This window comes from Nonomuraea lactucae (genome assembly GCF_003313395.1).
GTDB lineage: Bacteria > Actinomycetota > Actinomycetes > Streptosporangiales > Streptosporangiaceae > Nonomuraea > Nonomuraea lactucae.
Window position 1 is genome coordinate 25368 of sequence record NZ_QNFZ01000048.1, and the last position, 19030, is coordinate 44397.

The 19030-nt window shown below is 68.8% G+C and carries 17 protein-coding genes and 3 tRNA genes; 2 read left to right on the top strand and 18 right to left on the bottom strand.

Going from position 1 to position 19030, the window contains the following annotated elements; all coding sequences use genetic code 11:
- Window positions 1-26 precede the first annotated feature (26 nt).
- From pabB to DQW85_RS03380, 17 genes are all read right to left on the bottom strand, one after another.
- Complete coding sequence (pabB, locus tag DQW85_RS03300) at window positions 27-2159, bottom strand: aminodeoxychorismate synthase component I (RefSeq protein WP_113698941.1); 2133 nt, start codon at window positions 2157-2159, stop codon at window positions 27-29.
- Window positions 2160-2200: 41 nt separating this feature from the next.
- The gene (locus DQW85_RS03305; protein WP_113698942.1) at window positions 2201-3592 is read right to left on the bottom strand and encodes a class I adenylate-forming enzyme family protein; all 1392 of its coding nucleotides are present in this window, start codon (window positions 3590-3592) and stop codon (window positions 2201-2203) included.
- Window positions 3582-4820 carry an MFS transporter gene (locus tag DQW85_RS03310; protein ID WP_205314841.1) on the bottom strand — a complete coding sequence of 413 codons (1239 nt, stop codon included), beginning with the start codon at window positions 4818-4820 and terminating at the stop codon, window positions 3582-3584. Before DQW85_RS03310 ends, DQW85_RS03305 begins: the two co-directional genes overlap by 11 nt.
- 43 nt (window positions 4821-4863) lie before the next feature.
- Entirely contained in the window at window positions 4864-5838 is a 975-nt protein-coding gene (locus DQW85_RS03315; protein ID WP_205314842.1) for a GHMP family kinase ATP-binding protein, read from the bottom strand.
- Window positions 5839-5865: 27 nt separating this feature from the next.
- Window positions 5866-7530 (bottom strand): galactose-1-phosphate uridylyltransferase, encoded by a 1665-nt coding sequence (gene galT, locus DQW85_RS03320; protein ID WP_205314843.1) that lies wholly within the window; start codon window positions 7528-7530, stop codon window positions 5866-5868.
- Window positions 7527-8156: a D-sedoheptulose-7-phosphate isomerase gene (locus DQW85_RS03325; RefSeq protein ID WP_205314844.1), complete on the bottom strand. Its 630-nt coding sequence runs from the start codon at window positions 8154-8156 to the stop codon at window positions 7527-7529. Before DQW85_RS03325 ends, galT begins: the two co-directional genes overlap by 4 nt.
- Window positions 8157-8182: 26 nt before the next feature.
- Window positions 8183-9307 carry an NAD-dependent epimerase/dehydratase family protein gene (locus tag DQW85_RS03330; protein ID WP_113698945.1) on the bottom strand — a complete coding sequence of 375 codons (1125 nt, stop codon included), beginning with the start codon at window positions 9305-9307 and terminating at the stop codon, window positions 8183-8185.
- Window positions 9304-10821, bottom strand: a complete 1518-nt coding sequence (locus DQW85_RS03335; RefSeq protein ID WP_113698946.1) for a glycogen synthase — start codon at window positions 10819-10821, stop codon at window positions 9304-9306. Before DQW85_RS03335 ends, DQW85_RS03330 begins: the two co-directional genes overlap by 4 nt.
- Window positions 10818-11429 carry a hypothetical protein gene (locus DQW85_RS03340; RefSeq protein WP_205314845.1) on the bottom strand — a complete coding sequence of 204 codons (612 nt, stop codon included), beginning with the start codon at window positions 11427-11429 and terminating at the stop codon, window positions 10818-10820. Before DQW85_RS03340 ends, DQW85_RS03335 begins: the two co-directional genes overlap by 4 nt.
- The gene (locus DQW85_RS03345) at window positions 11423-12487 is read right to left on the bottom strand and encodes a cysteine peptidase family C39 domain-containing protein (protein WP_113698947.1); all 1065 of its coding nucleotides are present in this window, start codon (window positions 12485-12487) and stop codon (window positions 11423-11425) included. The genes DQW85_RS03340 and DQW85_RS03345 overlap by 7 nt, the downstream gene beginning before the upstream one ends.
- Window positions 12484-13980 carry an NAD(P)/FAD-dependent oxidoreductase gene (locus tag DQW85_RS03350; protein WP_113698948.1) on the bottom strand — a complete coding sequence of 499 codons (1497 nt, stop codon included), beginning with the start codon at window positions 13978-13980 and terminating at the stop codon, window positions 12484-12486. Before DQW85_RS03350 ends, DQW85_RS03345 begins: the two co-directional genes overlap by 4 nt.
- Window positions 13981-14101: 121 nt before the next feature.
- The gene (locus DQW85_RS03355; RefSeq protein WP_205314846.1) at window positions 14102-14332 is read right to left on the bottom strand and encodes an acyl carrier protein; all 231 of its coding nucleotides are present in this window, start codon (window positions 14330-14332) and stop codon (window positions 14102-14104) included.
- A 43-nt stretch (window positions 14333-14375) separates the two neighbouring features.
- Window positions 14376-14774 (bottom strand): RidA family protein, encoded by a 399-nt coding sequence (locus DQW85_RS03360; RefSeq protein ID WP_113698950.1) that lies wholly within the window; start codon window positions 14772-14774, stop codon window positions 14376-14378.
- Window positions 14775-14985: 211 nt separating this feature from the next.
- Window positions 14986-15062: transfer RNA gene (locus tag DQW85_RS03365), tRNA-Phe, on the bottom strand.
- A 5-nt stretch (window positions 15063-15067) separates the two neighbouring features.
- Window positions 15068-15142 (bottom strand) — tRNA-Asp (locus DQW85_RS03370).
- Window positions 15143-15238: 96 nt separating this feature from the next.
- Window positions 15239-15311: transfer RNA gene (locus tag DQW85_RS03375), tRNA-Glu, on the bottom strand.
- Window positions 15311-16870, bottom strand: a complete 1560-nt coding sequence (locus tag DQW85_RS03380) for a metallophosphoesterase family protein (protein ID WP_113698951.1) — start codon at window positions 16868-16870, stop codon at window positions 15311-15313. Before DQW85_RS03380 ends, DQW85_RS03375 begins: the two co-directional genes overlap by 1 nt.
- Window positions 16871-16903: 33 nt before the next feature.
- Between DQW85_RS03380 and DQW85_RS03385 the strand changes: the two genes are divergently transcribed.
- Window positions 16904-17254 carry a metallopeptidase family protein gene (locus tag DQW85_RS03385; protein WP_205314847.1) on the top strand — a complete coding sequence of 117 codons (351 nt, stop codon included), beginning with the start codon at window positions 16904-16906 and terminating at the stop codon, window positions 17252-17254.
- 109 nt (window positions 17255-17363) lie between these two features.
- Window positions 17364-18647, top strand: a complete 1284-nt coding sequence (locus DQW85_RS03390) for an MFS transporter (protein ID WP_240196895.1) — start codon at window positions 17364-17366, stop codon at window positions 18645-18647.
- Here the strand turns inward: DQW85_RS03390 and DQW85_RS03395 are convergent, their stop codons facing one another.
- Complete coding sequence (locus DQW85_RS03395) at window positions 18648-18944, bottom strand: PspC domain-containing protein (RefSeq protein ID WP_113698953.1); 297 nt, start codon at window positions 18942-18944, stop codon at window positions 18648-18650.
- Window positions 18945-19030: the final 86 nt, after the last annotated feature.

The following is a 19030-nucleotide window of genomic DNA, read 5'->3' on the forward strand; positions in this document are numbered from 1 at the left end:
GAGGCCGGGCTGATCCTCGCTGGTTGTCATCCGGTGGCCAGACGTCCGGTTGCCGTCGCATCGCCTCTGGGAAACTCCTGCCCGAGCAGCCGCAGGAGTGGTGCGGCTTTCACCGCCGTCTCCTCGAACTCGGCCTCGGGATCCGACAGAGCGATGATCGCACCGCCGACTCCGAACTCGATGCCCTCCGAGGACATCACCGCGGTTCGGATCGCGATACTGAAGTCCGCGGCTCCCGACAGGGAGAAATAGCCGATCGCGCCCGAATAGACACCGCGCGGCCCTTGTTCCAGCTCGTCGATGATCTGCATCGTGCGGATCTTCGGGGCCCCTGTCATGGAGCCGCCGGGGAACGACGCTCTCAGGCAGCCGACGGCCGAGGCCCCGGGCTTGAGCCGGGCGCGTACCGTGCTCACCAGTTGGTGGACCGTGGCGAAGGTCTCGACGTCGAAGAGCGGGTCGACGTGCACCGAGCCGGCCGCGGCGTTCCTGCTCAGGTCATTGCGGACGAGGTCCACGATCATCAGGTTCTCCGCGCGGTCCTTGGGATGAGTCGCCAGATCGTTCCGCAGCCGTTCGTCCTCGGCCGGGTCCGCCGAGCGTGGACGTGTGCCTTTGATGGGCTTCGACTCGACGACGCCGTCGGCGTCGATCCGCAGAAATCGCTCCGGAGAGGTGCTGAGAACGGAGAGCGGCCCCAGGCGCAGGAGCGCCGCGAACGGCACGGGGTTCTGCTGCCGCAGCAACCGGTAGGCGTTCCAGGGGATGAAGGTGCCCGGGACGGTCAGCATGTTCGTCAGACAGATCTCGTAGGACTCGCCGGCAGCCGTCTCATCCTGGCAACGGGCGATCAGCCCCAGATAGCGGTCTCTGGGATGGCGCAGGCGGATGCGGCCCGCGCGGCCGTGGGAGTCGATGGCCGGCGGGCCAGGGACGGGCGCGTGCTCGCCGGCCGTTCGTTCCAGCCGGGCCTGCACGTCGTCGAGCCATCGCGTCGCGGCGGCATCGTCGTGGGGTTCGGCGAGGGCGAGCAGGTAGATGTCCCGGGCGACGTGGTCGAAGACGATCATCCTGTCCGCGAAGACCATGACCGCATCCGGGTACGGTGAGCGATGGCAGCGGTCTCCCCCGCATTCGGCTTTGAGCTCGTAGCCGAGGTAGCCGACCCAGCCGAGCGTGAAGTCGAACGGCAGGCCCGGCACGTGAGTGCGGAGGGAAGCCAGATCATTCTCGAGCCAGTCGAAGAACGGTCCCTGATGGACTGCCGTTCCGGCGGCAGACTCGATCATGAGACGGCCGTGCCAGACATCGGCGCTCACCACACGGGCCAGCGGCCCGCCGGCGCAGCCCATGAAGGAGAACCGTCCATCCCGGTCTCCGGATCTGCTGCTGTCCAGCCAGAAGGCGTAGGGAGCATCGGAGTACAGCGCGTCGTACACCGCTTCGGGGGTGATGTCGGCGATGACGGCACGGACGATGACGTGTCGGCCGGCCGACACGTGCGGGACAAGCGGGGCATGGCCAGGTGATACGAACGTGGTCGCCGCCCTGGGCGTGGTCGCCGATCCGCCTCGTTCGTCCTGCCACCGGCGCGTGAGAGCCGCGAAGTTACGGAAGAGCCTCATGCCGTGCTCGGTGCAGATGGATTCGGGGTGGAACTGCACCCCCCACATCGGGCGCTCCCGGTGCCGAAGGCCCATGATGACGCCGTCCGAAGTCCAGGCGGTGGCGACGAGATCGGGCGGCGGTTCGACGGCGGCGAGGGAGTGATACCGCACCGCCATGAACGGCGAAGGCAGTCCGGCGAAGATGTCCTCCCCGGTGTGCTCCACCGGCCAGCAGGTGCCGTGTTCGGCGCGGGGAGCGAGTCCGACCTTGCCGCCAAAGACGTAACAGATCCCCTGGTGCCCCAGGCAGATGCCGAGCAAGGGTATTCCCGCGGTCGCGATGATCTGCGCGGAGATCCCGAAGTCACCCTCCCTGTCGGGACGGCCTGGACCGGGGGATATCACCACGTTGTCGAAGTCCCGGAGAGACCGCGGGTCCCATCCGGGCTCGTCATTGCGGATGACGGTCGGCTCGCTCCCGTTCGCCTCCGCGAGGTAGTGGGCCACATTGTGGGTGAAGGAGTCGTAGTTGTCGATGATCAGAGTTTTCACGGCTTCCTTACCAGTCCAGAGGGCCGCACCGGGCAGGGCGCTCATCCGTTCGCGGTCCGGAAGGCCATCCGCAGGAGTTCGGGCCTGCGGATGATCTTTCCGTCGGGATTTCTCGGGACGGCGGCTGCCAGGTGGAAGCGCCGTGGGATCTTGAAGTCGCTCAGCCGGTCGCGGCACCAGCGGGCGAGGAGATCCGCTGTGAGCGTTTCGTCACCGCCCACATAGGCCTCGATGGTCGCGTCACACACCACGACCGCTTCCCGGACGGACGGATGCCCGCGAAGCACGGCCTCGACCTCTCCGAGGTCGACCTTCAACCCTCCGACCACGACCACGGAGTCGGTGCGACCGAGGATGTGCAGATGGCCTGTCCTCGCCTCGCCCACGCACCGGTCGAAGGTACGCAGCCACCCGTCGTCGTACCGTCCGTGCTGCTCGGTGTACAGGTAAGGGGAACGTTCCAGAGCGACATGGAGCTCACCCGCGAGTTCCCTCACTCGCATGTCACGGGTGGGAGTCCCCACGCAGGGCGGCGCGCAGCCTCCGGCGAGGTCCGCCGCGACGAGGCCGGTCTCCGTGGTGCCGTACACCGGCCGGATGGTGGTCCCGAAGGCGTCCGCGAACCGGTCGTACACCTCTTGGGGGAGCATCTCCCCCGCCGACACGGCCAACCGCAGCGCGGGCGGTTTCCGGTGCCGGCGACGAGAAAGGAGGTCGAAGTGTACGGGGACCCCGAAAATCGCGTGCGCTCCGGTCTCAGCGGCAGACTGTAAGACGTCGGCGGGGTTGATCCGCGCTGGGAACACCAGCTCGACTCCCGCGTTGAGGGCGTGCAGAAGGCCGCCCACCAGCCCCATGGTGTGGGTCAGCGAGTTGAGGAGCACGAGCCGCTCACCCCGCCCGGGCATACCCTCCAGTGCGGCGTACCGGTCGAGTTCGGCGAGCAACGAGCCGGAGGACCGGCCGACGGCTTTCGGCGCACCCGTCGACCCGGAGCTGAACTGCACCAGGCAGATGTCACTCTCGGCGGAGCGGCCGGTCACCCGGCGCTCCACACGGACGTGGTGCTCGTCCGCCAGAATCGCCGTCGCCTTGCCCGGCGTCGCGGCCGGAGAAAGCACGTACTGGGGCTCACACAGGGACAGGACGCGCTCGAACTCACCGGCGGATGACCGGTGGTCGACCAGGATCACCTGCGCGCCGAGCGACCAGGCCGCGAAGAGCGTCTCCACCTGCGTCACCCCCGGCGGCACGCACAACGCGACGGTGGACCCACGCCCGGCACCGCGCGCCCTCAAAGCCGTCGCCCGTTCGGTGATGCGCTCCCTCAGCTGCCCCAAAGTCACTTCATGCGGAACCCTCGCCCAGACCGCGGACGCCGCCCCGCGTCCAAGGATGTCCGCACCCCACCACGTACGGGTTTCAGCTGCCATCGGTGACCACCTTCCTTGTTGATCCTTCGCGGTGATGCTCGCCGGCCCGCGAGCCCAGCGCCGCGGGGCCGAAACCGATGAGTGCGGCCAGCAAGGCGAGCACGGACGCCACGGCGGGTGCCGCATAGCCGGTCCGGGCGCCGGCCACATCCACGATCCAGCCGCCGATGGCAGCGCCGGCCGAGATGCCGATGAGCATCCCGGTGTTGGTGAGCGTGATGCCCTCGTTGATCCGCGCCGGCGGCACCAGCTCGTGGACGAGCGTCATGCTGGTGATCATGGTCGGCGCGGTCGCCACACCGGCGACGAAGAGCAGCACGGCAAGCGTCCAGATGTCCCCCGCGAACAGTACGGGCTGCATGAGCACGGCCATGGCGGTGACGCACGCCAGGAAGCGCGCCGAAGTCGTGTGCCGCGCTCTGAGGGTGCCGAATGCCAGCCCCGCGATCGCCGAACCCGCGGCGAGGAGGCCCAGGATCACGCCCGCGGCCGAGGCGTGGCCCAGCGATTCGGCATAGGCCACGGTGACGACCTCCACACTGCCGAAGATCACACCGGTGAACAGGAACGTCGCGATGATCTCCTTGATCCCGCCGACGCGCAGAGGTGATCCGGTGCCGGCCGTGACGGGATGCACGGCGGGTTCGGTCCGGCGCTGGGCGGCGAAAAGCAGCGTTCCAGCCAGGAGCAGCGCGGTCGCGGTGGTCAGTCCCGCCTCGGGCATGACCATGGCGCACAGCAGGGTCGCCAGCACCGGACCGAGCATGTAGCACAGTTCGTCCAGGGTCTGCTCGAAGGAGTTGGCACTGTGCAGCAGATCCGGCTCGTTCCGGTACAGCTCGGCCCAGCGCGCCCTGGCCATCGCGCCAACGCTGGGGACGCCCGAGGAGGCCATGTAGGTGACGAACAAGGTCCAGTCCGGAGCCCCACAGCGGACGCAGAGAACCATCAGCGTCGACGCGAACGCGGAGATCAGGATGGTCGGTACGGCCACCCTGGCCTGGCCGTGGCGGTCCGCGAGCCGTCCGATCCACGGTGTGAGGACGGCCACCGCCGCGAAACCGGCCGCGGACACGGCTCCGGCGAGCGCGTAGGAGTCGCGCAGGGTCGCCACCATGACGACGACGCTCACACCGTACATCGATGTCGGCAGCCGTCCCATGAATCCGGTCACGGTGAAGGCGACGGTGCCGGGCGCCGAGAACATGCGCCGGTAGGACGTGAGCATGGCGAGGTCTTCCTTGGGCGAGGAGAAGGGAATACGTGGTGCGTCACGGACAGCGCATGACGTCGGCTCCTCTGGCCGACATGCGGAAGACGCGTTCGGTGAAGTCGTGGGCCGTCACAGCGGCGCGTACGTCGTCCAAGGCGTGCGCCGGAGCGTGCAGGAGCAGGAACCCTCCACCACCCGCGCCGAGGAGTTTGCCGCCGGTCGCTCCGGCGGCGAGCGCGTCACGATAGGCCCGGTCGACGGAGGGCAGGGACACCCCGGTGCCCAAGCCGCACTTCAACTCCCAGTGGCGGCCCAGCAGGTTTCCGAGCGAGACGGTGTCACCCTCGGTGAGCGCCTTTCGCGCCACCGTCGTGAGCTCCTTGATCTCGTGCAGTCGCCACTGCGTGTCCCGGTCCCCATGGACCACACGCGCGTTCTGTGCGGCGAGCATCTCTCCCGCGTCACGCACGGTGCCGGTGAAGAACAGCAGGAGCTCGTCATCGAGTCTCCTGATCGTCTCGGCGTCGACTTCGACGTCCTCCACCTCCACCCCGCCCGACCGGTCGAAGTAGAGCTGTCGCATGCCTCCGTACGCGGACAGGTAGGGGTCCTGCCGGCCGACGGGCCTGCCCAGGCTGCGGGTCTCGATGTCGCCCGCCGCTCCGGCCAGTTGCTCCGGCGACAGTGGCTGCCGGGACATCCCCGCCAGGAGGGCGACACAGAACGCCGCGGAGCTGCCGAGGCCGCTCCCGCCTGGCACGTCACCAAAGGAGGCGAGTCGCAGCGGCGAACCGTCCCAGTGTCTGCGCAGCACTTCACGGGCGAAGGGATTGATCTGGGCATCCGGCGCCTGGCTGTGCGCACAGCTGTCCAGGCAGGCGCGGATGCCATGCCCAGCGCTGCCGGTGTGTCCGACGACAGTGACGCGCAGGTCGATGGCCGAACCCAGGACGCTCCCCCCGAAGCGACGGGCATAGCTGGGCAGGTCCGTTCCGCCCCCGGCCAGAGAGATCCGCAGCGGGGCGCTGCTCATCCACACGTGGACCTCCTTCCTTGGTGTCTACAGGGCCGCGCGCAGCAGCGCCGCCGTCCGTTCGGGGTCGGTCTCACTGACGAAGGCGCCGGCGCCCAACTCCCCCGCGGCCGGCCGTTTGACGGATGCTTCCGAGTACCTGTCGGTGAAGATGCGGGCGTGAAGGTGGCTGTACTCCCGGCCTCGCCGGGCAGGTGCCTGCATCCACAGGCTCATGTACGGGAGCGGGGTGGCCGCCACGCGGTCCAGGCAGCCGATGACGGAGCGGTAGACATGGGCCAGCTCAGTGGTCTCGTCCGGTGTCAGCGCGGGCAGGTCAGGCAGGTGACGCCGGGGATACAGATAGATCTCGTACGGCCAGCGGGCCGCGTACGGCACGAACGCCGTCCAGTGCTCGCGCTGCACGACGAGGCGTTCTCGTGCGGCCGTCTCCCGTTCGATCAGGCGACAGGCGATGCAGCCCTCCCCCCGCTCATGGGCCCGTTCAGCGCATGCCTGTACGCGGGCGAACCGGGCGGGCACGAACGGATAGGCGTAGATCTGCCCGTGCGGGTGAGCCAGGCTGGCGCCGATCTGTGCACCTCGGTTCTCGAAACACAGGACCTGCGCCACCTCCCGGCGCGCTCCGAGCGCGAGGGTGCGGTCGGCCCAGGCGGTGATCACCGTACGTACACGCTCGACGGGCAGGCGGCTGAGGGGGACGTCGTGGTCACTGCCGAACGACACGACCTCGCATGCCCCGGAGGCGGGCACATCGGCGAGCACACCGCCGTGCTCAGGACGATGGGGTACGGCGTCGCTGCCGGTCAGCGCCGGATAGCGATTGTCGATGACGACGACGTCGTAGCTCTCGGCGGGAATCTCCGTGGCCAGATCGCCCCGGCTGGGACACAACGGGCACACCTTCTCGCCCCCGCGGGTGCGCGCCCTGCGGGAAGGGGCGGAGATCACCCACTCTTCCTCCAACGGATCCCAGCGAAGGGTGCCGGGTGGCTGAAGCGGCGGCAGAGTCCGCCGGTCTCTGACGACGCGAGGCCGGACCTGTCCATCGTCGTAGAAGTGGACGCGGCGCCCGTCGGCGAGCCGCCCTGAGGTGACGGTCACCGCCGGAACGCCCCTGGAACAGCCCTCCTGTGCCACCACGCGATCCCGGATCGCTCGCAGCGCCTCCGCGGTGCTGGAGGCACGAATGTCGGCTCCGTCTGATTCCGTGTCACACGCCCCGCCGTAACAGACCCGAGCGGTACGGCATCCCGCCCGCCGCCCTGCCTCCACATCGCTGGCGAAGTCACCGACCATCCAGGAGGCGGACAGGTCGAGACCGAGTTCGTGAGCGGCCCTCAGCAGCAGGCCGGGCGCGGGCTTGCGACAGTCGCAGGCGACGGCCAGATGCGGGACGACACCTTCGGCGTGATGCGGGCAGTGCAGAATGGCGTCCAGCGTCACCCCCTCGGCGGCGAGCCGGCACCGCAGATGGGAGTGCATGGCTTCCAGGTCGTCGCCGCCGAACAGCCCTCGGGCCAGGCCGGACTGGTTGGTAACCACCACGAGGGCCAGCCCTCGCTCCCGGAGAGCACGCAGATGAGGTGCCACCCCGGGTGACAGCACCAGGTGCTCGGGCCGGCTGGGGTAGTGCCTCGGCTCGGTCAGAGTCCCGTCACGATCGAGGAAGACGGCGGGCCGTCGCGTCACCGAGGCTCTCCTGTCACGGCCAGGGTGACCGAGGTGGCATCGGATCCGCGGACGACCTCCCGCATGTGCCGTGTCAGCACGTGGGTCATGGTCATGTGCAGGTCTTCCTGCTCTTCGATGGATTCCGCGGGCGCCGCCACCCACGCGTCGCACAGGTCTCGGGCATGCCCGCCGACGGGACCGAGCAGGCCGACGGTCGTCATGCCATGGTCGCGACCGTACGCGAGCGCGTGCAGGACGTTGGGAGAGTTGCCGCTCGTGCTGATGCCGATGATCACGTCTCCCGGCACGGCGAGCCCCTCGATCTGACCGCTGAAGACCTTCTCGTACCCGATGTCGTTGGCCCAGGCGGTCAGTGCGGGCACATGGTCGACGAGGGACACGACCCGCACCGGAGGAACACCGGACACGCGGGTGTTCTTCGCCATGTCCACGGCGAAGTGCGAGGCGGTCGCGGCGCTGCCGCCGTTGCCGCAGACGTACAGCGTTCCGCGGGAACGGTAGGCGGCCTCGATGATGGAGGCGACCCGTGCCAGATCCGCCACGGAGACGGCCTTCAGGCTACGGCTCAGACGATCAAGGTAGTCATGCATGGAGGGGTACTGGTCCTGACTTCGCTCGGTCATGGGGGAGGCCGGTGTCCGGGACGGCTTCACCGAGTTCGGCGGAGCGTGCCGAGGGCGTACATCCGGTTGTCCGCCTCAGAGGTGACATCGCGGAAATCGGGTTGGGACGCCACCCAGGACAGGTACTCGTCGACGACGTCGGGGAGTTCGACGACCGGACGCCAGCCGAGCGCCTGCAGCGCCTCGGTGCTCGACAACACATGGCGGGTGTCCCCGACCCGGTAGGACCCGACGATCTCGGGTTCGCAATTGGCGCCGGCCGCCCGAATCACCAGTGCGGCATAGTCGCGGATACTCACCCGGCGTGCGCCGCCCACGTTGAACGCGCGTCCGACCGCTCGATCGTCACCGAGGACCAGCACGTTGGCACGGGTCACATCGTGGACGGACACGTAGTCGCGCAGTTGGCGCCCGTCCTCGTAACAAAGGGGAGCGCGACCGTTGATCACACGCTGGCTGAAGATCCGGAGGACACCCGAGTAGGCGTTGCGGAAGGACTGCCGGGCGCCCTGGACGATGGAGTATCGCAGCGCGACCGTCGGGATGCCGTAGCGGTCACCGAGCATCAGGGCGAGTGACTCTTCCCCATGTTTCGACAGGGCGTAGGAGTTGTGCGGGCGAGTGGCGCTCTCATCGGTCCAGACAGGTTCGAGAGCGGTCTCGCACGACGGACAAGGCAGGTCCCAGAGCCCGCGATCAAGGCGCTCACGGGCGCGCGGACCAGGCCGCAGCTCACGGAGAGCGGGACAGGCGGGACAGCTGTACGCGCCCTCCCCGTACACGGCCTGGCTGGAAGCGACGATCACACGGGAACAGGGCTGGCCACGGGCGACGAGCACCTCGTACATCAGCGCGGTCGACACCGTGTTGGTAGTGAAGAAAGTGGAGAAGTCCGGAAGATAGTCCTGGTACGCGGCCAGGTGGTACACGGCGTCGACACCATCCAGCGCCTTCTCCCAAGCCTCTCGGTCGCGGACATCGCCTTCGACGCACTCGGCGCCACGCTCCCGCAGGTGTTCGGGGAACCGCCGCTCGGCGTGCACCGGCGGCGTCAAGGCGTCGAGGATCCGGACCTCGTGGCCGAGGTCGAGGAGGGCGTCGGCCGTGTGCGAACCGATGAAGCCCGCGCCGCCCGTGACAAGGATTCTCATACGTGCTCCTGCTGACTCGATATGGCTGCGGCACCCGCGAGACCGGCCAGGCGCCGATAGAGCCGGGCGAACTCGTCCGCGGTGCGGGCCCAGGACCAGTCCCGGGCCATGGCGCGGCGACGAAGCACACTCGCCTCGGCGGGCCGGTCCCGCAGCACGGCGAGGGCGGAACGGACGGTGTCGCGTACGGCCTCCGGGGTGTGGGCGGGGATGATCCAGCCGATGCCGTCATCGGAGTCCACGGGAACGACGCTGTCCCGCAGTCCGCCTACGGGACTGACGACGGGAAGCGTGCCGTAGGCCATGGCGATCAGCTGGTTGAGGCCGCAGGGCTCCACGCGTGAGGGCATGACAGTGAGGTCGGAGCCCGCGTAGAGCAGCCAGGCCGTCTCCTGATCGAATCGCGGAACACAGGCCAGCCGGTGCGGGTGTTCGCTCGCCAGAGCGGCCAGCGCGCCGCGGAAGGGTTCGACGCTGGGCCCCATGAGCACCATCTGTACGGCTCCTTCGGCTCCCTCGGCTCCCTCGGCGAGGAGCGGCGTCATGGCCGCGAGCAGCAGATCGGTGCCCTTCTCCGCGACGAAACGGGAGCAGATGCCGACGACCGGGACGCCCGGGTCCTCGACCAGGCCGAGGCGACGCTGAAGGGCCGCTTTGTTGAGGCGCTTGCCCTCGTCCACGGTGCCGGCGTCGAAGGGCACGGACGGACGACCCGTGGCCGCCGGGTTCCAGATCGTCCCGTCCACACCGGACACGACGCCGGTGTGGTCCATCGCCGCCCACACATCGGCCACCGCGCTGTGCGCGTGGACCGTGGGAAGTTCCCGCGCGTACGTCGGACTGCAGGTCACCCCGGCGTCCGCCGAGAGCAATCCCAGGACGAGCATGCTCTCGCGGCCCCCCGCACGGCGTCGCAGCCGCGCGACGGCCTCCCCGGGTAGTCCGAGTGTCCTGGTCAGGTCCCCCAGGGCCGTCTGCCCGGCGAGGTGCCCCTCATAGGCGGCGCTGTGAATGTTCATCAACAGCGCCGGAGAGCCGCCGGCGCGCCGGGCCCGCAGGTGGGCCAGGGCTGCCCCGGACTGCCAGTCGTTGGCGTGCACGAGGTCGTAGGTGACGCCGGTGCGTTCAACCCATTCGGCGACGCTGGCCCCGAAGAAGGCGGCACGCTCGACGGCGTCGGCGAACTCCGTGTACCTGGCGTCACGGTAGATCCCATCCCGGTCATACCAGGCGTCCGCCTTGATCAGGACGACGTCGCACGGCCCGCCGTGGTCGAGCAGTCGCAGGACGGTCGCCTCGGACGTGATGCTCCCTATGGTTCGGGCGGGTAGCCGGCCGATCTCGGCTGTGCGCAGCCCTGACCGCTCCACCAGCCACGGGTAGGCGGGCATGATGAGGTCGTGTACCAGACCGTGTCGGATCTGCAACGACGCGGGCAGTCCCCTGCTGGTGAGGCCGAGGCCCCCCTCCGTGAAGTGCGGGGCGTACTCCTGGGTGATGTACAGACATCTCACGGGGCCGTGACCCCCTGCTGTATGGAGGTTGTGCGGACCCACAGTCCGAAGATGTGCATGTCGGGGTTGACGGGGAGGAGCAGAGCACCACAGGGCAGGGCATCGTCGAGCCGGCTCTCGTGGCGATAGAGCCGGGGACGCGGTCCCGGGATGTCCCGGCCGTGTTCGCGCAGCAGCGAGCCGGTGAAGTGACACCGATCGCCGTACACCGGCCGCGCGGAGAGGAAGTCGGTGAGACCGACCGGCACGCGCTGCCGGCCGCCGTCGCCGTCGTCCAGGTGAAGCGAGTCAAGAAATGACCCGTTCGTACAGGAGCCCAGTACGATGACACCCGTCACGTGCAGATGCGCGGGGAGCTCGATGCGCTGTCCGTCGCAGGCGACATTGTCGGGAGCTCCGCTCCCCCATGCCTCCGGTGCCGTCCGCAGGAGACCGGCCACGGTGCCGAGCTCTTCGGCCGGATAGGACCGACCGAAGCCGTCGAGCCCCGGACCGATGTCGACGCCCGGCAGGGCGGTGCCCGCGTTGTCACGGTAGGCGGACAGATCGACCGGCAGGGTTCGTGGCGGCATGTCCTTCCGCGCTTCCGCCGCGCCGAGAGCTACCATTCGATCTCCTCTCCCAGTGCTCGCAGCACGTCCGCGGCGGCGGTGAGAGCCGCTCGGACCTCTCCCAGACGGTTGAGGACCTCGTCGCGGTACTTCCCACGTTCGTGATCGGGAAGGATCACGCTGCGCACGAGGAGAGCGCGGGTGACGAGCCAGTCCTGCGAGGCTCGTTCAACCGCGCCGGCCACCGCGTCGAGTGACGGGCACCCGTCCGCCTCCGGATCGGGCGCCAGCGTCAGGTGACGGCCGAACCAGCGCAGCGTGTGGTGGTAGGTCCACATGCCGCGCAGCAATCCGGCGACGCGATCGCGCTCCGGGTCCTCGCCGGACGCTCGTTCCGGTCGGCGCATGGCCGGGAGGACTCCCAGGACATCGTCCATGGATCCGGCCAGCCAGTCGGTCAGTTCGACCCCGCTGAGCCGGGAACCTTCCCGTCCTGTGAGCATCTCGGTGTAGTCGAGGAACCGGCCAGCCCACGACCGCCTCACGGGGCCGGCTCCCCTGCCCGCGTAACCGTCACGCAGCATCAGCCAGCGCAGGTCGACTCGGTCGTCACTCAACGCGGGCACCAGTGCGTCGACGCGCACCCGGTCGTCGAAGTGAACGATGTCGACAGGGTCGGTAAGCCGGACGGTGCCTTCCGCCGGATCGTACTCGCGGAGTACTACGGCGTGCGGCGCGTGCACCCGGCCGTGGTCGATCCAGTAGTGCGCCAGGTGGAACGTGTCGACGATGACCATGGCCGGGTGGCCGTCGCGCAGCGCCTGGAAGAGCGCGTCGAGGCCCTCCGAGCCGGCGAGCGGGTTTCGGACCACGTCATGGCCCCACGCGGTGAGGGTCTCGCACAGGGTCGGCAGAACATCGTGCATCGCCACCCAGCCGTTCTGCCGTTCGGCGTCCGTCGCCGCCGTGGCGCCGAGGACGAGGGCGGGATCGGTGCCGGGGGAACGTTGCCGCAACAGCGTGGCCAGCGTCGCGTGATAGCAGCTCGGATCGGTCGGATCGGTCGGATCGGTCGGATCGGTCGGATCGGTGCGGGGGGACGTGACGGCGCTCACGCGATCGCGTCCTGGCCGGATCCGGCGGCATCGTACTGGTCGTAGTAGTGGCGCAACCTCGTCGAGATGCGTGGGTTGTGCCGTGCCGTGGCCAGGATCTCCGGTGGTGGGGTGAACACGGGGTGGAGGGAGTCCGCGAAGAAAGTGAGTTCGCGGTACATGTTGTGCTCGATCTGGGTCGGCCAGTCGACGGGCAGATGCCAGTTCGACTCGTATCCGACCGCCAGGGTGTGCGTGACGGTGGTGCGGACGATCTCGTGGCGCTCCATGGACTGGATCGGCGCGCGCACCGGTGAGAAGAGGCCGAGGTCGAGCTGAGCCGCGTCGCCGAGGATGCGGCGCGCCAGCTCAGGGGCGAGCAGCGGCGAGAGGGTGAGCCCGTCGCGATACGTCCCGGTCAGTATCCACAGGCCGTCGGGACCGGCCTGTCCGATGAGCGGATAACCGTCCAGAGACACCGGCCGGTTGCCGACATGCGTGCGAGTGACGGGACTGTGCCACAGCCCACGATGCACTTGACGCACGGCGCAGTCCAACAGGAAGTGAACGTCCCTGACCACGGGGTGCGCGACCGGGTCGGCCGAGATGATGTTGGTGGCGCCCACGTACACCTGTCCGGGGCCGCGCGGTACGACATGCAGACCGCAGGCGAACGCCCGGTTGGGTGTGCGGATCACACTGCGCGGGACCCGGCCTCCCGCGGGCGTCGTGTCCAGGAGGACCGAGACGCCGTATCCGGAGACCAGGGGCGGCACGGTCCTGGCGAGATCGGGAATGCCGTCCAACAGGAGCTGGGTACGCGCTCCCGCGGCCACGATGACCGTACGACCGCTCAACCGGTCGCCGGAGGCGAGAACGACGCCGTCCATACGGTCGTGATCGACGATCAGCTCCACGGCCTCGTCGGTGACGAGCCGGCCGCCCCGCCCGATGAACGCCTGCCGCAGTCGGTCCAGGAGGAGAGCCGAGTTCACGGCATGCTCGCCGGGTATGTGCAGCGCCTTCAGCGGCCTGGCCAAGGCATCGGGTTCGATCCAGTCGATCTGTGACGGGTCGACATCCTCGTACTTCTCGCCGTACTCGGCCAGCGCCTGCCGGATCGCCGCGTAGTTGTCGGAATCGACGCCAGGTGCGCCGATCGCGTTCAAGAGCACGAACGTGCCGTCGGCCGTGATCAGGCTTTCGGCCCCGGGCTCCCCCGCGTCGGCGTCGAGCTCGGCCAGCCAGGCGTCCCACCGGTTCCGCGCCTCGAACCCGAGATCCAGCTTGGCGCGTCCAGATCGTCCGTGCAGCAGCGTGGTCGTGACCTCACCGAAGCAACCGATCATCGCGCCCGCGGCTGCGGAGGCGGACCAGGGACGATGCTCCTGGCCCACCAGAGCGACAGCGACGCCGTGGCGTGCCAACGTGAGGGCCAGGGAAATCCCGAGTACGCCATTGCCGACGACGACGGCGTCAAACGATTCGGCAGTGCCCGAATTGGTGCTGGTCATGAACTCCTACCTTGATGCGAGGCCCTGATGCGGACCGAGAAAGCCGACATGACCGGTTTCCGGGTGCCGGAGGGATACGAAAACCGCCTCGCGGCCGGGGGCGGAACGTCACGCCTTCGCCTCAGGAGCAAGCCACATCGTCAGGGAACTTCTCGGAGAGATAGCCGTACAGGGCACGGACCGATGTGAATCTGCGCAGGTCTGAACGTTCGGGATCAATGCTGACGCCGTGCCGCTCTTCCAGCAGGTGCTGAATCCAGACGAGCGCGAGGGAGTCCACGACGATGGGAGCATCGAAGGCCAACCCCTCGGGGTCACCAAGACTGAGGCATTCGGCCACGATCGCTCGCACTTCGTCAAGAGTGACTGACACCAAGAGCTACCTTTCTGACGCGTCAAGGGATCGCGGCCATGGCACTGATCTCAACGAGCTGATCGGGGTATCCCAGGCAGGCAACCCCCAGCAGGGTCGAGGCGTGCGGCGGTGAGGCGAACCCGGAATCGCACGCGATGCCCCATGCCCGACCAAGGTCTTCGGAGGTGCTCGCGACGACGTAGACCGTGCTGGACAACACCTGGCTCAGGTCACTGCCGACCGCGCGCAGCGCCGTGCGCAGATTGGTCAGTGCCTGTCGCGTCTGAGCCACGAGATCGCCCGCACCGACAAGGCCGCCGCCACCGTCCAAAGGAACGGCGCCGGCCATGAATGCCAGGTGATGGCTCGGCTCCACGACAACCGCGTGCGCGTAGCCCGGAGGCGGGAACAGACCTGCGACGGTCGGCCGGTGGATCATCACACTCTCCTACTGGGTGCCACCAATCAGTATCACTTTCAGTAATTAATCGGATACTCTTAGTAGTCACCAAGAGCCTGCCCAATCCGACAGCCCCATCTACCGCTGGAGTTACAACAGGGCCAAGCGCAAGGCCGTAGGCAGCTGCCGCCAGAAAGACGAAAACGCCCCGGAGCGATGATCGCTTCGGGGCGTTCTGGCTGTTCAAGTGTGGTGGTCAGGGGCAGGGTCGAACTGCCGACCTTCCGCTTTTCAGGCGGACGCTCGTACCAACTGAGCTACCTGACCCGGAGCGGTCCTGACGGGACTTGAACCCGCGACCTCCACCTTGACAGGGTGGCGAGCACTCCAAACTGCTCTACAGGACCTTGCTTTGTTTTGCCGCGCTTTGCGACCCGCTTAGCTTACCAGGCTTTCGGTGGTCTTCGACCGGCCGTTTTCCCGGTGCGCCAGGCGCTTCGCGGTGCCCCCAACGGGATTCGAACCCGTGCCGCCGCCTTGAAAGGGCGGTGTCCTAGGCCGCTAGACGATGGGGGCTAGGATTCCCTGTCGCCTTCCGTCGGAGACCTCTGAAGCATAGGGGACGATCGCCCCTGATGCCAAAGTGGCGGGCCGGCGGCCGGCTTCGGGGTGGTGCTGACGGAGCCTGTCGGGGACGGGGGCGTCGTCGGCACCGGGGCAATCATACGTCCAGGCTCGTCCTCGACGTGACGCTGGACGTACACCGACTGCTCCCCGAGGCCGCCGAGCGTGATGTCGTCCCAGGCCTGGAGGCGTCTGGTCTCCCTGTCGAAGTAGAGGACCGAGGCCTGTACGGGGGTGGGCTGGGCGTGTTCGAGGGCACGCAGGCCGGCGCCGCCGGTGGAGCCCTGGACCAGGACGCGGGTGCCGGTGGGCAGCAGGGTGGTGGAGCGTTCGTGGGCGTGGCCGGCGAGCACCAGGGGGGTGGCGCCGGAGAAGCCGCGGGCGATGATGTCGTCGTGGACGGCCACCAGGTCCGCCTGACCGAGCTTGCCGAGGTGGGAGCGGCCGTACTGTTCGAGGTTGGCCGGGTCCGCGTCGACGGCGACCGACTTGTCGGGGGTGAAGCGCGGGTCGCCGAGGCCGTAGATGTTCAGGCCCTCCACGTTCTGGGCCTCGTCGTCCAGGACGACGGCGTTCCGGTGCCGGGCCACGGCCTTCTGGGTGATCACCGAGTCGTGGTTGCCCCGGACGAACACGTACGGCACGCCGAGGCGGCCGATCTCGTCGACGAACTTGTTCTCGGCCTTGCTGCCGTGGTCGGTGATGTCGCCGGTGTCGACGATCAGGTCGACGGCGAACTGGTCCTTCAGGGAGTGGATGACGTTCCAGGCGATCGGGTTGATGTGGATGTCCGAGACGTGCAGGACACGGATCGAGCGCGGGTCGGCGTCGTACACGGGCAGCGTCGAGACCGCGTCGTACAGCTTCGAGACGTTCGTCACGAGCTTGGTGAGCTGCGACCGGTACGACTCGAACTTCGTCACGATCGACTCGGCGCTGCCGACGAGGGACGGCGCTGCGGCGACCAGGCCCGAGTAGCGCGGTTCGACCAGCGAGCCGGGCCGGAACGTGAGGGCGGCGAGCCCGGCCGTGGCGGCGAGCGTGACCGAGGCCGCCAGCAGGCCCGCCAGCGCGACGCGCGGCCGCCTGAAGACCATCAGGACGGCGAGCAGGGCGCCCGCCCCCGCGCACAGGAGCGAGCGGACGACCAGCGCGCGCACCCCGTCCAGCAGGTCACGCTCGATGAGCTCCGGAAGGCGGTCGGCCAGGCGGGGGTCCTCGATCAGCGCCTTGGCGCGCTCCTGGTCGATGTTCTCGAGCGTGATGCGCAGCCGCAGCGGAGCGTCGTGGGTGTGGAACGTGAGCGTCCCCAGCGGGCTGGCGTCGACGACGGTCTCGCCACCCCAGGCGGGACGGAGGGACATGCCGGTCTCCACGGGCCCGACCTGGGCCGTGACCGTGCCGCTGAGGAAGATCCCCAGCCAGGCGCCGACGGCCGCGACCGCGAGCACGGCGAGGAACCTGGACACGCGTGACCGGGCGACCCTGTTCAACCTGACAACGAACTTCATGAGGTTTCTGGCTCACCTGACAAGCGGGGCAGAATGGCAACTGTGATCGACGTATCGCGGGAGAAGTTCGAGGAGCTCGTGGCCGAGGCACTGGACACGATCCCTCCCGAGCTGATCCGGGTGATGAGCAACGTGGTCGTCACGGTGGTCGACGACCCGCCCGAACCCGATCTCCTGGGTCTCTACACAGGTGTCCCCCTTACCGAGCGCGGCGACTGGTACTCCGGAGTTCTGCCCGACCGCATCGAGATCTACCGCAATCCCATCTGCCAAGTGTGCGACACCGAGGAGGACGTGATCGACGAGGTGCGGATCACGGTGGTCCACGAGGTCGGGCACCACTTCGGGATCGACGACGCGAGGCTGCACGAGCTGGGCTGGTGACCAGGCGCATCGGGTTGGCCGCTTTGGGTTGCGGGCGGCCCGGTGATCAGGCACCTTAGGTGACATACTGAACACGCTCAGTCAGGCACAGCGGAGTCCAATGGGGGCCATGCGGACGCGACGGCTGCCGGGGCGGCATCGCCGTGCTGGACACCATCACGCCACCTACGGCGAGGTCATCGCCATCAGCGAGTTCCGCGCGCTCTGGTACGGCCAGGGCCTGTCGCTGCTGGGCGACCAGCTGGCCCAGGTGGCGCTGGCCGTGCTGGTCTACGAGCGCACCGGCTCGCCGCTCGCGACCGCCGCCGTCTACGCGCTGACCTACCTGCCGTCCATCGTCGGGGGCCCGCTGCTCGCCGGCCTCGCCGACCGGTTCGCCCGCAGGGGCGTCATGCTGACCTGCGACCTGATCCGCGCCGCGCTGGTCTCCGCGATGGCGCTGCCGGGCATGCCGTTCTCTGTGCTGTGCGGGCTGGTGTTCCTGGTGGTGCTGCTCAGCGCGCCGTTCTCGGCGGCCCGGGCGGCGCTGCTGCCCGAGGTGCTGGAGGGTGACCGCTATGTCGTGGGCTCGGCCTTGCAGAACATGACGAACCAGGCCGTCCAGATGCTCGGCTTCGCCGCGGGGGGCGCGGTGATCGCCACCATGGGCCCCTACCGTGCGCTGGCGCTCGACGCGGCGACGTTCCTGGGGTCGGCGCTGATCCTGGTCACGGGTGTACGGCGGCGCCCGGCGGCCGGCGGCGACGGGGCCAGGCCGTCCATGTGGAAGATGACCAGGGCGGGCACCCGGCTGGTCTTCGGTGACCGGAAGCTCCGCACGCTCGTGCTCTTCGCGTGGCTGTGCGGGTTCTACATCCTGCCCGAGGGCCTGGCCGCGCCGTACGCCAAGGAGCTCTACACGGGGACGCTGCCGGTGCCGGTGATCACCGGGCTGCTGATGGCGGCGATGCCGACGGGCACGGTGGTGGGGGCGTTCCTCTTCGGAAGGTTCGTCTCGCCGTCGAGGCGGCTGCGGATGATGGGCTGGATGGCCATGCTGAGCTGCCTGCCGCTGGTCGTGACCGCGATGCGGCCACCGCTGCCCGTGGTGCTGGCGGCCTGGGTCCTGTCGGGCATCGGGGGCGCCTACCAGCTCGCGGCCAACGCCGCGTTCGTCCAGCGGGTGCCCGCCGAGCGGCGCGGCCAGGCGTTCGGCCTGGCGCAGTCGGGGCTGATGGCCGCGCAGGGCGCGGGCATCCTGCTGGGCGGGCTGGCCGCGGAGAGACTCGGCCCCGAGCCGGTGATCGCGCTGGCCGGCGTCATGGGGGTGACGTGCGCGGCCGTGCTCGCCATGATCTGGGCCGAGTCTCGCGGTGACAGCGCGGCCCGGGCGGGCGCCCCGGCCACCACGTGATCACTGCTGGGGTTTCTGCTCGTCGTCCCAGACGCCGGTGGTCGTGGAGGAGGACTTGGCCTGCTGCTTGTTGATCAGGTCCTGGACGATCGAGGCGTCCCTGCCCTCCTCGGGCAGGAGCAGCCATCCGATCGCGTACACGCCGATGCCCAGCCCGCCGAACAACGTCGCGATCGCGAGCGCGATGCGGATCAGGTTCGCGTCGATGCCGACGTACTCGCCGACGCCCGAGCAGACACCGGCGATGATCCGGCCGTTGCGGGTCCTGCGCAGCTGCTTGATGTTCTGTTCGCTCATGCCTCCAGGCTGCCCGCGGGGGGCGCCTTCGCACATCGGGATTCCCCCTGGTAGAACCCTGGTAGCCCCTTATGCGAGGAGAGGAC

Coding starts and splice junctions, on each gene's coding strand:
- DQW85_RS03305 (WP_113698942.1), bottom strand. CDS start 3,592: ATGGCAGCTGAAACCCGTACGTGGTGGGGTGCGGACATCCTTGGACGC.
- DQW85_RS03310 (WP_205314841.1), bottom strand. CDS start 4,820: ATGCTCACGTCCTACCGGCGCATGTTCTCGGCGCCCGGCACCGTCGCC.
- DQW85_RS03315 (WP_205314842.1), bottom strand. CDS start 5,838: ATGAGCAGCGCCCCGCTGCGGATCTCTCTGGCCGGGGGCGGAACGGAC.
- DQW85_RS03325 (WP_205314844.1), bottom strand. CDS start 8,156: ATGACCGAGCGAAGTCAGGACCAGTACCCCTCCATGCATGACTACCTT.
- DQW85_RS03330 (WP_113698945.1), bottom strand. CDS start 9,307: ATGAGAATCCTTGTCACGGGCGGCGCGGGCTTCATCGGTTCGCACACG.
- DQW85_RS03340 (WP_205314845.1), bottom strand. CDS start 11,429: ATGGTAGCTCTCGGCGCGGCGGAAGCGCGGAAGGACATGCCGCCACGA.
- DQW85_RS03350 (WP_113698948.1), bottom strand. CDS start 13,980: ATGACCAGCACCAATTCGGGCACTGCCGAATCGTTTGACGCCGTCGTC.
- DQW85_RS03360 (WP_113698950.1), bottom strand. CDS start 14,774: ATGATCCACCGGCCGACCGTCGCAGGTCTGTTCCCGCCTCCGGGCTAC.
- DQW85_RS03380 (WP_113698951.1), bottom strand. CDS start 16,870: ATGAAGTTCGTTGTCAGGTTGAACAGGGTCGCCCGGTCACGCGTGTCC.
- DQW85_RS03385 (WP_205314847.1), top strand. CDS start 16,904: ATGGCAACTGTGATCGACGTATCGCGGGAGAAGTTCGAGGAGCTCGTG.
- DQW85_RS03390 (WP_240196895.1), top strand. CDS start 17,364: ATGCGGACGCGACGGCTGCCGGGGCGGCATCGCCGTGCTGGACACCAT.
- DQW85_RS03395 (WP_113698953.1), bottom strand. CDS start 18,944: ATGAGCGAACAGAACATCAAGCAGCTGCGCAGGACCCGCAACGGCCGG.